13 protein-coding genes are annotated in these 12,331 nt (G+C 68.8%); 5 read left to right on the top strand and 8 right to left on the bottom strand.

Translation table 11 applies throughout. From position 1 onward, the window contains the following. Positions 1–32: 32 nt before the first annotated feature. A complete protein-coding gene (locus ACFQ4H_RS09210) occupies positions 33–557 on the top strand; it encodes a DUF1707 SHOCT-like domain-containing protein (protein ID WP_377569214.1) in 525 nt (174 codons plus the stop codon). Between the two features lie 400 nt (positions 558–957). Here ACFQ4H_RS09210 and ACFQ4H_RS09205 read toward each other — a convergent pair whose 3' ends face one another. After that, entirely contained in the window at positions 958–1,977 is a 1,020-nt protein-coding gene (locus ACFQ4H_RS09205; protein WP_377569212.1) for an alpha/beta hydrolase-fold protein, read from the bottom strand. 477 nt (positions 1,978–2,454) lie between these two features. Between ACFQ4H_RS09205 and ACFQ4H_RS09200 the strand changes: the two genes are divergently transcribed. Both ACFQ4H_RS09200 and ACFQ4H_RS09195 read left to right on the top strand, forming a co-directional pair. Further along, positions 2,455–2,916, top strand: a complete 462-nt coding sequence (locus tag ACFQ4H_RS09200; protein ID WP_377569210.1) for a hypothetical protein — start codon at positions 2,455–2,457, stop codon at positions 2,914–2,916. Between the two features lie 300 nt (positions 2,917–3,216). Next, positions 3,217–5,055 (top strand): NHL domain-containing thioredoxin family protein, encoded by a 1,839-nt coding sequence (locus tag ACFQ4H_RS09195; protein ID WP_377569208.1) that lies wholly within the window; start codon positions 3,217–3,219, stop codon positions 5,053–5,055. Between the two features lie 11 nt (positions 5,056–5,066). Here the strand turns inward: ACFQ4H_RS09195 and ACFQ4H_RS09190 are convergent, their stop codons facing one another. Genes ACFQ4H_RS09190 through ACFQ4H_RS09175 form a run of 4 tightly spaced genes read right to left on the bottom strand, consistent with a single transcriptional unit; the run spans position 5,067 to position 7,792 of the window. Beyond that, positions 5,067–5,852, bottom strand: a complete 786-nt coding sequence (locus ACFQ4H_RS09190) for a LamB/YcsF family protein (RefSeq protein WP_377569207.1) — start codon at positions 5,850–5,852, stop codon at positions 5,067–5,069. Next, a complete protein-coding gene (locus ACFQ4H_RS09185) occupies positions 5,836–6,684 on the bottom strand; it encodes a 5-oxoprolinase subunit C family protein (RefSeq protein WP_377569205.1) in 849 nt (282 codons plus the stop codon). Before ACFQ4H_RS09185 ends, ACFQ4H_RS09190 begins: the two co-directional genes overlap by 17 nt. After that, positions 6,681–7,295 carry a 5-oxoprolinase subunit B family protein gene (locus ACFQ4H_RS09180; protein WP_377569204.1) on the bottom strand — a complete coding sequence of 205 codons (615 nt, stop codon included), beginning with the start codon at positions 7,293–7,295 and terminating at the stop codon, positions 6,681–6,683. The genes ACFQ4H_RS09185 and ACFQ4H_RS09180 overlap by 4 nt, the downstream gene beginning before the upstream one ends. A 41-nt stretch (positions 7,296–7,336) precedes the next feature. Then, a complete protein-coding gene (locus tag ACFQ4H_RS09175; protein ID WP_377569202.1) occupies positions 7,337–7,792 on the bottom strand; it encodes a protein-tyrosine phosphatase family protein in 456 nt (151 codons plus the stop codon). 152 nt (positions 7,793–7,944) lie between these two features. On the opposite strand from ACFQ4H_RS09175, the gene trhA reads away from it, so the two are divergent. Beyond that, on the top strand, positions 7,945–8,622 hold the full coding sequence (gene trhA, locus ACFQ4H_RS09170; protein ID WP_377569200.1) for a PAQR family membrane homeostasis protein TrhA: 678 nt from the start codon (positions 7,945–7,947) through the stop codon (positions 8,620–8,622). A 124-nt stretch (positions 8,623–8,746) separates the two neighbouring features. Here the strand turns inward: trhA and ACFQ4H_RS09165 are convergent, their stop codons facing one another. Next, positions 8,747–9,019, bottom strand: a complete 273-nt coding sequence (locus tag ACFQ4H_RS09165) for a DUF6458 family protein (protein WP_377569198.1) — start codon at positions 9,017–9,019, stop codon at positions 8,747–8,749. A gap of 114 nt (positions 9,020–9,133) precedes the next feature. On the opposite strand from ACFQ4H_RS09165, the gene ACFQ4H_RS09160 reads away from it, so the two are divergent. Next, positions 9,134–9,730, top strand: coding sequence for a SixA phosphatase family protein (locus ACFQ4H_RS09160; protein ID WP_377569196.1), 597 nt, complete (start codon positions 9,134–9,136; stop codon positions 9,728–9,730). 43 nt (positions 9,731–9,773) lie between these two features. Here the strand turns inward: ACFQ4H_RS09160 and ACFQ4H_RS09155 are convergent, their stop codons facing one another. Both ACFQ4H_RS09155 and ACFQ4H_RS09150 read right to left on the bottom strand, forming a co-directional pair. Beyond that, positions 9,774–10,043, bottom strand: coding sequence for a DUF6458 family protein (locus ACFQ4H_RS09155; protein WP_377569194.1), 270 nt, complete (start codon positions 10,041–10,043; stop codon positions 9,774–9,776). A 275-nt stretch (positions 10,044–10,318) separates the two neighbouring features. Then, positions 10,319–12,172: an acyl-CoA dehydrogenase gene (locus tag ACFQ4H_RS09150; RefSeq protein ID WP_377569193.1), complete on the bottom strand. Its 1,854-nt coding sequence runs from the start codon at positions 12,170–12,172 to the stop codon at positions 10,319–10,321. Positions 12,173–12,331: the final 159 nt, after the last annotated feature.

Raw genomic sequence — 12,331 nt, 5'->3', positions numbered from 1 at the left:
TGCCACCGGCGGCACTGGGATTGGCGAGGCGCATGGTGAACTACGGTGTTGGTCCCGCAGGGGGACCACAGGTCCCGTCGACCGAGCGGGTGGGTACGGCCCAGCGGACCGCTGTCCTGGACCTGCTCTCCCGTGCCCTGGAGCAGGGATACATCGAGCTGGGCGAGTACGAAGTCCGGATGGCGGCCATCCAGTCGGCCAGAACCGTCGGGGACCTGACCGGCCAGACGGCCGACCTGCCGCACCAGTTCCGGTGGCAGCCGCAGCATCAGCCCGCTCCGGTTCCCCCGCCAGCGTCACAGTTGGTGACCGGCAAACGCAACCCGATGTCCCAGGTCGCGCTGACCCTCTCCGCCGTGTCGATAGCGCTGTCGATCTGCCTCGGGGCGGGGGTCCTCTTCGGTCTCGGCGGGATTGCCCTGAGTCTGCCGGGGCTGAAGGCGAAGGACACGATGTCGAGGATCGCCCTGGTGCTCGGCTGCATCGGAACTCTGCTCTCGGTCGCGATCATCGTGTTCATGATCGCCACCGGCAGCTACCAGGGCTCCGCGACCTGACAGCGGAGTTCACCAGACGAGTAGTTCCGAAATCTGGCCGGTTCCCGGCGGTCAGGGGAGGCCGCCGCAGAGGCTGTCGAGTTGCCTCGCCCACGCTCCCGCCTTTCTGCCCCGGCACCTGGCGGGCACTCTCGCGGACGGACATCGCCCTGGACAAGGAACCTCCCGAGACGACGCACGCCGATGCCAGCAGCCGGCCCCGGTGTCGATCCCGTAGCGGTCGGCCGCCTCGTGCGAATCCTGACCACCGATGGCGCAACGGCTTGCCCCGCCTGTGCGCCCAGCTCGACAGGCCTCTCCCTGCCCGAACATCGACCTCTGACTTCGAACTACTCGTCTAGGACTTCGGCACAGGTGTCGGTGGGCACGGCCCCCTGCCACCCACCGCGACCCACGCTGGCTACTCCGGGGAGATGATTCCGTATCTGCGCAGTGCGGTCGGATCGCGCCGTGCCGCCTCGGCCAACTCCGGTTCCAGCAGCACGCGAAGGGCAGTGGGACCGGTGATGCCGTGAGCGTCGAGTGCTGGTGGAGTTCCCTTTCGTCCCCCGGCAGACCAGCTCAGCCAGGCCGCTTCTAGTTCCCGGTCGGCCGCTGTCCGGTCCTCGCCGGCCCGCGCCCGCTGTGCTGCGCCGATGAACGCCAGAGCGGCCCGTTGCGCGGCCATCGCCTCAGGTCCGATGTGGTCCCCGCCGAAGACGAGGTGGTACTCGTGGCCGATGTCCAGATCCCACAGCGCTCGGTGCAGTTGCTCGGTGCCGTCGTGCAGCTTGAACACGTCGCTGTCGCCGCAGCGCAGGAAGATGGGCAGTTCACTCGCCCGGATCGCATCGGCGTTGACCCTCAGCCGGTGAAGGACGCTGTTCTCAGCGAAACGCTGGTCGGTGCCGTCGCCCGCCATCTCCTCGCCGAGTTGTGCCAGCACACCGAGGGTGTTACGCGGTCGGAGCTGCTCGGGCGTCGTCGCGGGCAGGAGGGCCGGAGCAATCGCGGCGACCGCCTGCCATCGCGCCGGGTCGGCAAAGGCAATCTTGAGCGCGCCGTAGCCTCCCATCGAGGAGCCCAGCAGCGAGACCCGGCTCCCATCGGCTCCGTACTCGTCCTCCAACAGTCGGAGGAACGCGACGGCCATGAAGCTCTCCCAGCAGTCGCCGGCCTCGTGATCGAGGTAGAAGCCGCCCGTCGTAGGGGTCGAGGCACTGGCGATGATCGACCGGGGCAGCGAACCGTCATCCCACATGCTGTCGATGAGTGGCTGGAAAGCGGCCAATACCTCGCTGGACGAATTCGCACCGTGCAGAAGGACGATCAGTGGAAGTCGTTCGTCGCGTGTCCATCCGTCCGGCTTCAGGACGGCGTAGGCCACGTCGTTCGCGACGAGCGGATCCCGGAGAACGTCACGCGTGAGATGGCTGGCCATGACCGGAGCGTGCCACAGCACAAGATCGATGAGCCATCGAATTTGCCGGCAGACGACACTGTTCGGAACTACCCATCGTCACCTGGCTGATACCCCCTGGGGCAATAGGCCGCCATGCGGACCGGGGTAGCCCGAATCCGGGTCGAACACGCCCTCTTCTTCGGCAAAATCGACGTCATCACTGATAACAATGGCGGCATAACCGCAGCCGCTGTGTGGTTCCACCGGTACGGGCGTATCCCGCCCCGGCCGCGTACCAGCAACAAGACCACTCGCCTTTCGTCACCAGCACCCCCGAGCCGATCCCCTCCCCAGCCGGCACACCATCCACCCGAGGTGGCGACCGGCCGCACCACCGCTGTCCCCCCTGACCTTGCCCGTTCCCCTGAAGGGCTCTGTCTCGTGCTCTACCTGAAACGACCCCGACTTCTCACCACCATTGGCCGACCAGTTCCGGGCAGCCTCACAGCGTCACCATTGCCCGGGGTACTCGCCCGACTGGTAGACCACGCCGGACTCGCCGCCAGCCACGCCCGCAACGCCGCGAGTCTGACCCGCTCCACCCGCCACGACCAGCTAGCCGCCCATGCGGCCGTCGAGGCTCTGCACCTGGCGGCAAGATCCCTCGACCGGATGCAGTCGGTTCGTCGCCGTCGCCACGCAGCGCGTACGAAAGATCAGGTCCCGGGCCCAGCCACAGCGCTGCCCGGCCCGACCGGCGTCGTGCGCGCGACGATCCAGCAGGCGCAACACGAGGCGTTGGCCGCGTACCTGCTCACCCAGCAGTTGATCGGCATACTGGCCGACCTCATGGTCACCGAGTTCCCGACCTGGCAGAGGCGGCTGACCGCCGTTGGCGACGCGACGCTCACCGCCGAACACAGACTCAGTCAGGCTCGGATCTGCCTCGCCCAACTCGCCCGGCCCGACGCCCGGTAGAAGGACCCCGAGGGGCGTCAGGGCAGGTCGACACGAGCGAACCTGCCTCGTTCGTGCCGCACCTGCCGCTCGTTTGCGCGTCACCTGCGGCCCGTTCTCGCGGCCCGTTCTCGCGGCCCGTTTGCGCCTGACCCGCGCCCTACCTGCGCCTCGCTGGCGCCAGCAGCTCGACAGGCCCCGCCGCACGGTGAACCGGCCCACCCACCGAGGTCGGAAACCGGCCCACCCGGGGTGGTCCCACGGCTTCTGCCGAGGGACTACCCCGGCAGCCCGGGCGGCCGTCGTGGCAGGCTAGCGGGCATGGACGCATCACCACGGGTACGTGCACCCGAATTCCAGGGCCGCGCGTGGCTGAACACCGGCGGACAGGACCTCAGGCTCGCCGACCTCCGCGGCAAACTGACGATTCTCGATTTCTGGACCTTCTGCTGTGTCAACTGTCTGCACGTACTCGACGAGCTGCGTCCGCTCGAAGAGAAGTACGGCGACGTGCTGGTGGTCATCGGCGTGCACTCACCCAAGTTCGAGCACGAGCGGGACGCCGCCGCCGTGGTCGCTGCCGTCGAGCGGTACGGCGTCCACCACCCGGTGTTGGACGACCCGGAGCTGAAGACCTGGCAGCAGTACGCCGCCAAGGCTTGGCCGACCCTGTGCGTCATCGACCCGGAGGGCTACGTCGTCGCCACGATGGCCGGCGAGGGTCACGCCGAGGGACTGGCCCGACTCCTCGACGAGTTGATCGAGGTGCACGAGGCCAAGGGCACCCTGCACCGGGGCGGCGGGCCGTACGTCCCACCGGCCGAACCGACGACCACCCTGCGCTTCCCCGGCAAGGCGGTGGCACTGGCCAGCGGAAACCTGCTGGTGTCGGACTCGGCCCGGCACTCGCTGGTGGAGCTGGCCGCCGACGGCGAGACGGTGCTGAGCCGGATCGGCTCCGGCGAGCGCGGCCGGTCCGACGGCCCGGCCGACCGGGCGACGTTCTCGGAGCCGCAGGGTCTGTGCCTGCTGCCCGAACACGTCGCCGGGATCGCCGGCTACGACATGGTCGTCGCCGACACCGTCAACCACCTGCTGCGCGGCGTCCGTCTGGCCACCGGCGAGGTGACGACGGTCGCCGGTACGGGCCGACAGTGGCGCTCGACGGTCGACGACCACTCACACGACGCGCTCTCGATCGACCTCTCCTCCCCCTGGGACCTCGCCTGGTACGACGACAGGGTCATCATCGCGATGGCCGGCATCCACCAGCTCTGGTGGTTCGACCCGGTGAAGCGCACCGTCGGTACCTACGCCGGCACCACCGTCGAGGCGTTGCGCGACGGACCGCTGCCGGACGTGTGGATGGCCCAGCCGTCCGGCCTGTCCGTCGCGTCGGACGGCACTCGCCTGTGGATCGCGGACAGCGAGACCAGCGCCGTGCGCTACGTCGAGGACGGGGTGATGCAGACGGCGGTCGGGCAGGGACTGTTCGACTTCGGTCACGTCGACGGCCCGGCCGCCGACGCGCTGCTCCAGCACCCGCTCGGGGTCTGTGCGCTGCCCGACGGCTCGGTGCTGGTGGCCGACACCTACAACGGTGCCGTACGCCGGTTCGACCCGCAGACCGGACTGGTCTCCACCGTGGCCCGTGACCTGGCCGAACCCAGCGACCTGGTGCTGACCTCCGACGGCTCGGTGCTGGTGGTCGAATCGGCGGCACACCGGCTGACCCGACTCGCCCCGGGCGCGCTGACCGCCGCCGGGGCGACGACGGTCGACGGTGACCGCCACCGCGTCGAGCGCCCACCGACCGATCTCGCCCCCGGCGAGGTGACGTTGGACGTCATCTTCACGCCCGCGCCCGGCCAGAAGCTGGACGAGACGTTCGGGCCGTCCACCCGGCTGGAGGTGTCGGCCTCCCCGCCGGAGTTGCTGCTCGACGGTCTGGGGGTGACCACCGACCTGTCCCGCCGCCTGGTCATCAACACCGGGGTGTCCGCCGGTGTGCTCCAGGTGACCGCCCAGGCGGCGACCTGCGACGTCGACGAGGAACACGCGGCCTGCCACCTGACCCGTCAGGACTGGGGAGTGCCGGTACGCGTCACCGCCGACGGCCTGAACCGTCTACCGCTGATCCTGCGCGGCCTCGACGCCTGAAGCACTGGGGGTCAGGAAGGGCCCTCCATACGAAAGGGGCCTTCCTGACCCACGAACGGGGCGAGCGTGACCCCGGCACCGGTGAGGGCGGCACGTACCCGGCCGGCTGCCGTCACCGCACCCGGGGTGTCGCCGTGCAGGCAGATCGACTCCACCGGGGCGGGTACGGAGGTGCCGTCCACGGCCACGATGCGCTGCTCGACGGCCATCCGTACGGCCCGGTCGGCTGCCTCGTCCGGGTCGGTGACCAGCGCCCCCGGGGCGGTACGCGGCACCAGCGCCCCGCTCGACTGGTAGCCCCGGTCGGCGAACCCCTCGGCGACGGCCCGCAGCCCGGCACCGGTGGCGAGTTGGGCCAGCACCGAACCGGGCGGGCAGAGCACCGGCAGGTTCCGGTCGTAGTCGACCACCGCCGCCACCACCGCCGCCGCCTGGGACTCGTCCCGGGCAGCGGTGTTGTAGAGCGCGCCGTGCGGTTTGACGTACCGGACGGCGGTGCCGGCCAGCCGGCAGAAGGCGTCCAGCGCACCGATCTGGTAGATGACCTCGTCGCGCAGTTCGTCGAAGGCGTACTCGATCCGCCGCCGGCCGAATCCGGCCAGGTCCCGGTAGCCGACCTGGGCCCCGACGGCGACCCCGCGTTTGGCTGCGGCAATGCAGATCCGTCGCATGGTGGGGGCGTCACCGGCGTGGAAGCCACAGGCGACGTTGGCCGAGGTGATCACGTCGAGCAGCGCCTCGTCGTCGCCGAGTTGCCAGATGCCGAAGCCTTCTCCGAGGTCAGCGTTGAGGTCCATGGAATCGCACGGTAGTCCCCGGGCGGGCCTGGGCCAGCGGCGCCACGTCGGTGACCACGGCGATCACCGGGTATCCACCGGTGGTGGGATGGTCGGCGAGGAAGATCAATGGTTGGCCGTTGGCCGGCACCTGTACCGCCCCGAGCACGATTCCCTCGCTGGGCAGTTCGCCGGCCTCCGCGCGGGGCAGGGTCGCGCCGGCCAGCCGCGCGCCCACCCGGTTGCTCACCGGGGTCACCGTGTACGTCGTACCGAGCAGCCGTTCGACGGCCTCGTCGGTGAACCAGTCGTCCCGGGGTCCGAGGCGTACCGGCAGGTGCAGGACGGTCGGTGGCGCCGCCGACAGGGTGAAGTCGACCGGGGCGGGCAGGGCGGTGACCGGTCCGGTCGGCAGTTCGTCGCCGTCGCGTAGTGGTCGGGGACCGAGGCCGGACAGCATGTCGGTGGCCCGGCTGCCGAGCACCGGCTCGACGGCGACGCCCCCGGCAACGGCCAGGTACGACCGCACGCCCCACCGGGCCGGTCCGACCTCCACCAGGCCACCCGCCGGTACGGCGATCGGCTTGCCCACATCGGCGGCCCGCCCCGCCACGCGTACCGGCGCGTCCGCCCCGGTGACGGCGACCGTTCCAGCGGACCGCAGCCGTACGGTGCACCCGGTGAGTGTGGTCTCCAGGCCGGCGTGCTGTTCGGGGTTGCCGACCAGCCGGTTGGCCAGCCGCAACGCTGACGGGTCGAGGGCACCCGATCGGGGTACGCCCAGGTGGGCGTAGCCGGGGCGGCCAAGGTCCTGGACGGTGGTCAGCGCACCGGCACGGACGATCCCGATCACGGTTCGCGGACCAGTCGGACGCGGGCACCGGGGACGAGTCGGGCGGGCGGGTCGTCGTGCACGTCGAACAGGGGCAGTTCGGTACGTCCGACCAGCCGCCAGCCGCCCGGTGAGGCGGTCGGATAGATCCCCAGGTACGCCCCGGCCAGGGCGACCGAGCCGGCCGGCACCTTCGGTCTCGGGCTGGCCAGCCGGGGTACCGCCCAGGCGTCAGGCAGGCCGGTCAGGTAGGCGAAGCCGGGCGCGAACCCGCAGAACGCGACCCGGAACTCGACGGCCGACAACCGTTCGACCGCCTCGCTGACGGTGACACCCCAGAGCGCGGCGACATCGGGCAGGTCCTCACCGTCGTACCTGGTGGGGATCTCCACCTCCACGCCGTCGCCGCCACTGGTCACCGGCTGGGGAACCCAGCTTGCGATCAGCTCCGCTGTCGCCGCGGGATCGGGCACCCCGTCGAGCAGCACGGTACGTGCGGCGGGGACGATCTCGAGCGCGGCCAGTTCGCCGGCTGCCCGCCGCCGCCAGAGTTCCGCCCGCCACGCCTCCACCTGGGACGCGTCGGCGCACTCCAGGAGCAGGCTGTGCTTGCCGAACGGCCGTACTCGCATGGCCCAGGATCCTGCCCGACCGACCTGGCCGACCGCCAGTTTCAGCTGCTGGCGGGGCGGGGAGCGTCCGCTGTGAACCGGGTGACGTATCGCTTCTGCCAGGGGGTCTCGACGGCGTGCCGGTCGTAGTGCTGCCGTACGTAGGCAACGGCCTGCTTCGGCGGCACTCCGTCGATGATGGCGAGGCAGGACATGGCGGTACCGGTCCTGCCCCGGCCACCGGAACAGGCGATCTCGACCCGTTCGGTGGCAGCGCGTTCCCAGACCTCGTGCAGGACTTCGCGGGCGCGTGCCCGGTCACTGGGCAGCCAGAAGTCGGGCCAACGCAACCAGCGGGTCTCCCAGTCGACGGCCGGCGGTTCCTCGCCGAGCAGGTAGACGGCAAAGGTGGGGGTCGGTCCGGGTGGTAGCGGATGTCGCAGCCCACGGCCTCTGACCAGCCGTCCGGATGGCAGGCGCAACGTCTTGGTGGCGGCGGGATCCCACGGGGTGACCACGGGGCAATCGTAGTGGGAAAGGTCACCGGAGTACGAATAGGACAGCACCTGCCTGCCGTGGGACCTCGCGGCCGGTCGGGTCTCTCGCGGGCGTGATGCGTTCCACGCCCTCCACTACTCAGAAGTAACCTACGGTGCCGTAACCTGGTCGCGTGACCACCTCTGCCCCGTTACGGATGAAGCCGGTCGACATCGGCAAACCGAGGATGCGTGGATGGCTCCACACCTACGCCTTCTTCGTCGCCGCCGTCTGCGGCATCGTGCTCTGCTCGCTCGCGGCTGCCCAGTCCGGCTGGGCCCCGCTGGTCAGCTGCGTCATCTACAGCCTCACCGTCTGCGGACTCTTCGGCACCAGCGCCCTCTACCACCGGCGGGTCTGGACCGAGCGCGGCTATCAGGTGATGCGCCGGCTCGACCATTCGATGATCTTCATATTCATCGCCGGTACGTACACCCCGTTCTGCCTACTGCTGCTCTCGGACCGCAAGGCGACGATCCTGCTCTCGATCGTCTGGGGTGGAGCGCTGGCGGGCGTGGCGCTGAAGCTCGTCTGGCCGCACGCGCCCCGCTGGGTCTCCGCGCCCCTCTACCTGGCACTGGGCTGGGTCGCGGTCGCGGTCCTGCCGGACATCCTGCGCGAGGGTGGCGTAACCGCACTGGTCCTGCTGATCATCGGCGGTGCCGTCTACAGCGTCGGAGCGGTCTTCTACGCCCTGCGCCGGCCGAACCCCTGGCCCACGGTCTTCGGTCACCACGAGTTCTTCCACGCCTGCACCCTGGTCGCGGCGATCTGCCACCACATCGCCATCTACTTCGCCCTCTTCGCCTGACCCCTCGCCCCAGGATCCCCGTGATCAGGGACCAACTCCGGCGTGTCGACGGCGAGTCGCGACGCCGGGCCCCTGATCACGGATCCTGAAAGGTACGAGAACCGGCGGGGACGGGGTGCATACGTCAACGGGCCTGCTGACCCGGGTGCCGCACCTCGCGGTACTCCTCGACCACCCGCGCATCCTGCGTCGGAACCGTCGGCCGCTGGTTCACGGGAGTGGTGACGACCGTACGGCGACGGTTCCAGAACCAGGTGGTCATGATCAGCCCGACCACGCCAGCGATCATCAGCACCCAGCCGACGACACTCAGATCGAGCCACCCCAATTCGAACTCCACCGCGAATGCGAAGATCGCGCCCAGGGCGATTAGGAAGATGCTTCCACCGATGCCCACTTTGTCGCCTCCTTGGCTGTCAGCTGGCATCCACCTGCCGCGCCAGCTATGTGAGGTTGTGGCATCCATCGACTTACCCAGGTGGTTCCGCCGCCAATCAGGCAAGCTGAGCGAATGACCGAGCGGCTTGAACCGGGCGACAAGATCGAGCATCCTCCATCGGCTGAGCACGCAGTCGTACTGTTGCGCCACGCCCAGGCAGGGCAGGCCCCCGGCCTGCTGGACTTCGAGCGCCAACTCACGGCCCGCGGGAAAGCTGACGCCTTCGCCGCGGGCGAGTGGCTGGCCAAACAGGGGTACGCCCCAACGGCCGTAATCTGCTCTCCCGCTCGGCGCACCCGGCAGACCTGGCACGGGGTGGCGCTGGGCCTGGCCGGCGTGACACCACCCGACACGCAGACCGGGGCGTCCGGCTCGACATCGTCGACACCGGACGCCCCGGACGTACGCTATGAACCCGTCATCTACCAGAGCCGAGCCGAAGAACTGCTGGAACTTCTCCGTACCGTCGACTCCGGGCCCGGAACACTGCTGTTAATCGGGCACAATCCGAGCATTTCGCAGCTGTCGTACCTGCTCGACCCGGCGCGCCCCGGTTCGGACGGGCTGGGCACCAGCGAGATGGTCGTACACCGGGTGCCCGGCGGTTGGTCTGACCTGGCCTCGGGTGGGGCGCCGGTCATCGATCGCCACCCCACGACCCTCGCCTGATCGCCAGATCCACCGCACAGCTCACCGCCTCAGCTGACGACTGTCAGCTTGGTGGAGCGTTCGGCGGTGGCGGATCCGGCGGTGGCGGCATCATCGCCGTCGGATGGGACAGCCGGTTCTCTTCGACGATCAGGGTACGGGCGCGACGTCGACGGTCCTGCCAGAACCACAGGGTCGTCAGTAGTACGGCCAATCCCGCCAGGATGAAGACCCAGCCAACCGCACGTAGATCGATCCACCAGACGTTCGCTCTGATGGCAAATGTCAGAATCGCACCTATTGTGATAAGGAAAATTCCGCTGCCGATGCCCATGTCCGCTGCACTCCCCCTGTGCGATGGCTTCTGGGCTTCCGATTACCAAGGACTCCTGTCACCAGATTCCTGACAACCGAAGCAAGGCTTCCTTCTCAAATCGGGCGAACCACTCCTCTTCAAAGAATAGCTCGGCGGTCGGCAAGCAGCATCGCTCGCCGACCGCCAGCGTCTACGAAGATCCTCGTGACCAGGGGTATACCCCGCACCACGCCGTCGACACGCGGGTCAGTCCCCGATCACGAGGATCTTGATCACGAGGATCGGGTGGGAGGTCAGAAGACGTCCTCGGACAGGTCCATCAGGTCCAGGGTGGTCGACTGGATGATGCGTCGGTCAGCGCCGATCCGGGGCAGAATCTCGTGGGCGAAGAACCGGGCAGCTGCGACCTTGCCGGTGTAGAACGACCGGTCGGCATCGGAAACCTCGCCGGCCAGCGCGGCCAGAGCGATCTCTGCCTGCCGCTGGAGCAGCCAGCCGACGACCAGGTCACCAACGGCCAGCAGCAGCCGACGGCTGGTCAGCCCGACCTTGTAGAGCGCACGCGGCTCGCCGGCCTGCACCTCACCGAGCCAGCCGGTCATGACGCCCAGGATGGTCTGCACCTCGACGAGCGCCTTGCCCAGCGCCAGCCGCTCCTCCTTGAGCTGCCCGTTTCCGGCCTCGGACTCGACGAATGCCTGGATCTCACCGGCGACCGTCATCAGGGCCTTGCCGCCGTCCTTGACGATCTTGCGGAAGAACAGGTCGAGGCTCTGGATCGCGGTCGTACCCTCGTACAAGGTGTCGATCTTGGCGTCCCGGACGTACTGCTCGAGCGGGTAGTCCTGGAGGAATCCGGACCCGCCGTACGTCTGCAACGCCTCGTGGCCGAGCAACTCGTAGGCCCGCTCCGAACCGACGCCCTTGACCAGCGGCAGCAGCAGGTCGTTGACCTTCTTGGCGATCTTCGCCGCCTTCTCGTCGCCGGCCGCCACCGCCAGGTTGACCCGGTCCTGCCAGGTCGCGGTGTAGCAGACCAGGGCACGCAGCCCCTCGGCGTACGACTTCTGCAGCATCAGCGACCGGCGTACGTCCGGGTGGTGGGTGATGGTCACCCGGGGGGCCGACTTGTCGGTCTGGAGCATGTCGGCGCCCTGCACCCGGTTCTTCGCGTACTCCAGGGCGTTCAGGTAACCGGTGGAGAGCGTGGCGATGGCCTTGGTGCCGACCAGCATCCGGGCGTACTCGATGATCAGGAACATCTGACGGATGCCCTCGTGCACGTCACCCATCAGCCAGCCCTTGGCCGGTACGCCGTGCTCGCCGAAGGTCAGCTCGCAGGTGTTGGAGACCTTCAGGCCCATCTTGTGCTCGACGTTGGTGGCGTAGACGCCGTTGCGGTCGAGCAGTTCGCCGGTCTCCTCGTCGAAGTGGAACTTCGGGACGATGAAGAGCGACAGGCCCTTGGTGCCCGGACCCCCGACGCCCTCGACACCGACGGGGCGGGCGAGGACGTAGTGGACGATGTTGTCGGTGAGGTCGTGCTCACCGGAGGTGATGAAGCGCTTCACGCCCTCGATGTGCCACGAGCCGTCCGGCTGGGGAATGGCCCGGGTGCGACCGGCACCGACGTCGGAACCGGCGTCCGGCTCGGTCAGCACCATCGAGGAGCCCCACTGCTTCTCCACGAAGAGCTTGGCCCAGCGCTTCTGCCGCTCGGTGCCCTCCAGGTTCAGCGTGTGCGCGAAGGACGGGCCGGAAGCGTACATCCAGATCGGGGCGTTCGATCCGAGCACCAACTCGGCCAGCGACCACCACAGGGCCCGCGGGGCGCTGGTGCCGCCCAGCTCGGTCGGCAGGTCGAGCCGCCAGAACTCCGAGTCCATGAAGGCGTTGTAGGACTTCTTGAACGCTTCGGGTAGCGGCGCGGAGTGGGTCGCCGGGTCGAACTTCGGCGGGTTACGGTCGCCCTCGACGTAGCTTGCCGCGAGATCCTCGCGGGCAAGCCGGTCCACCTCGGCGAGGATGCTCCGGGCGGTCTCGACGTCCAGCTCGGTGTACGGCTCCTGCCCGAACGTGCGGTCTGCGCCGAAGACCTCGAAGAGGTTGAACTCAAGATCCCGAAGATTGCTCTTGTAGTGGGTCATGCTCGCTGGCCCCGCTTCCACACCAGTTACCGATCAGTAACTCCGAACTATATTACTCGTGGGTAGGTAGCAACAAGTCCGTAGCCAAACTAACCAGTGACATATCGAGGACACGCCGACGACGTGCGGGGTCGGTGGACCCACCGGTGCGGCACCCGG

Source organism: Micromonospora sonneratiae, assembly GCF_042679305.1.
GTDB lineage: Bacteria > Actinomycetota > Actinomycetes > Mycobacteriales > Micromonosporaceae > Micromonospora_H > Micromonospora_H sonneratiae.
This window is presented reverse-complemented; position numbering and strand designations above follow the sequence as displayed.

Excerpts from the sequence above, each read along its gene's own strand:
- ACFQ4H_RS09210 (WP_377569214.1), top strand. The coding sequence starts at position 33 with ATGGTGAACTACGGTGTTGGTCCCGCAGGGGGACCACAGGTCCCGTCG.
- ACFQ4H_RS09205 (WP_377569212.1), bottom strand. The coding sequence starts at position 1,977 with ATGGCCAGCCATCTCACGCGTGACGTTCTCCGGGATCCGCTCGTCGCG.
- ACFQ4H_RS09195 (WP_377569208.1), top strand. The coding sequence starts at position 3,217 with ATGGACGCATCACCACGGGTACGTGCACCCGAATTCCAGGGCCGCGCG.
- ACFQ4H_RS09190 (WP_377569207.1), bottom strand. The coding sequence starts at position 5,852 with ATGGACCTCAACGCTGACCTCGGAGAAGGCTTCGGCATCTGGCAACTC.
- ACFQ4H_RS09180 (WP_377569204.1), bottom strand. The coding sequence starts at position 7,295 with ATGCGAGTACGGCCGTTCGGCAAGCACAGCCTGCTCCTGGAGTGCGCC.
- ACFQ4H_RS09160 (WP_377569196.1), top strand. The coding sequence starts at position 9,134 with ATGACCGAGCGGCTTGAACCGGGCGACAAGATCGAGCATCCTCCATCG.
- ACFQ4H_RS09155 (WP_377569194.1), bottom strand. The coding sequence starts at position 10,043 with ATGGGCATCGGCAGCGGAATTTTCCTTATCACAATAGGTGCGATTCTG.
- ACFQ4H_RS09150 (WP_377569193.1), bottom strand. The coding sequence starts at position 12,172 with ATGACCCACTACAAGAGCAATCTTCGGGATCTTGAGTTCAACCTCTTC.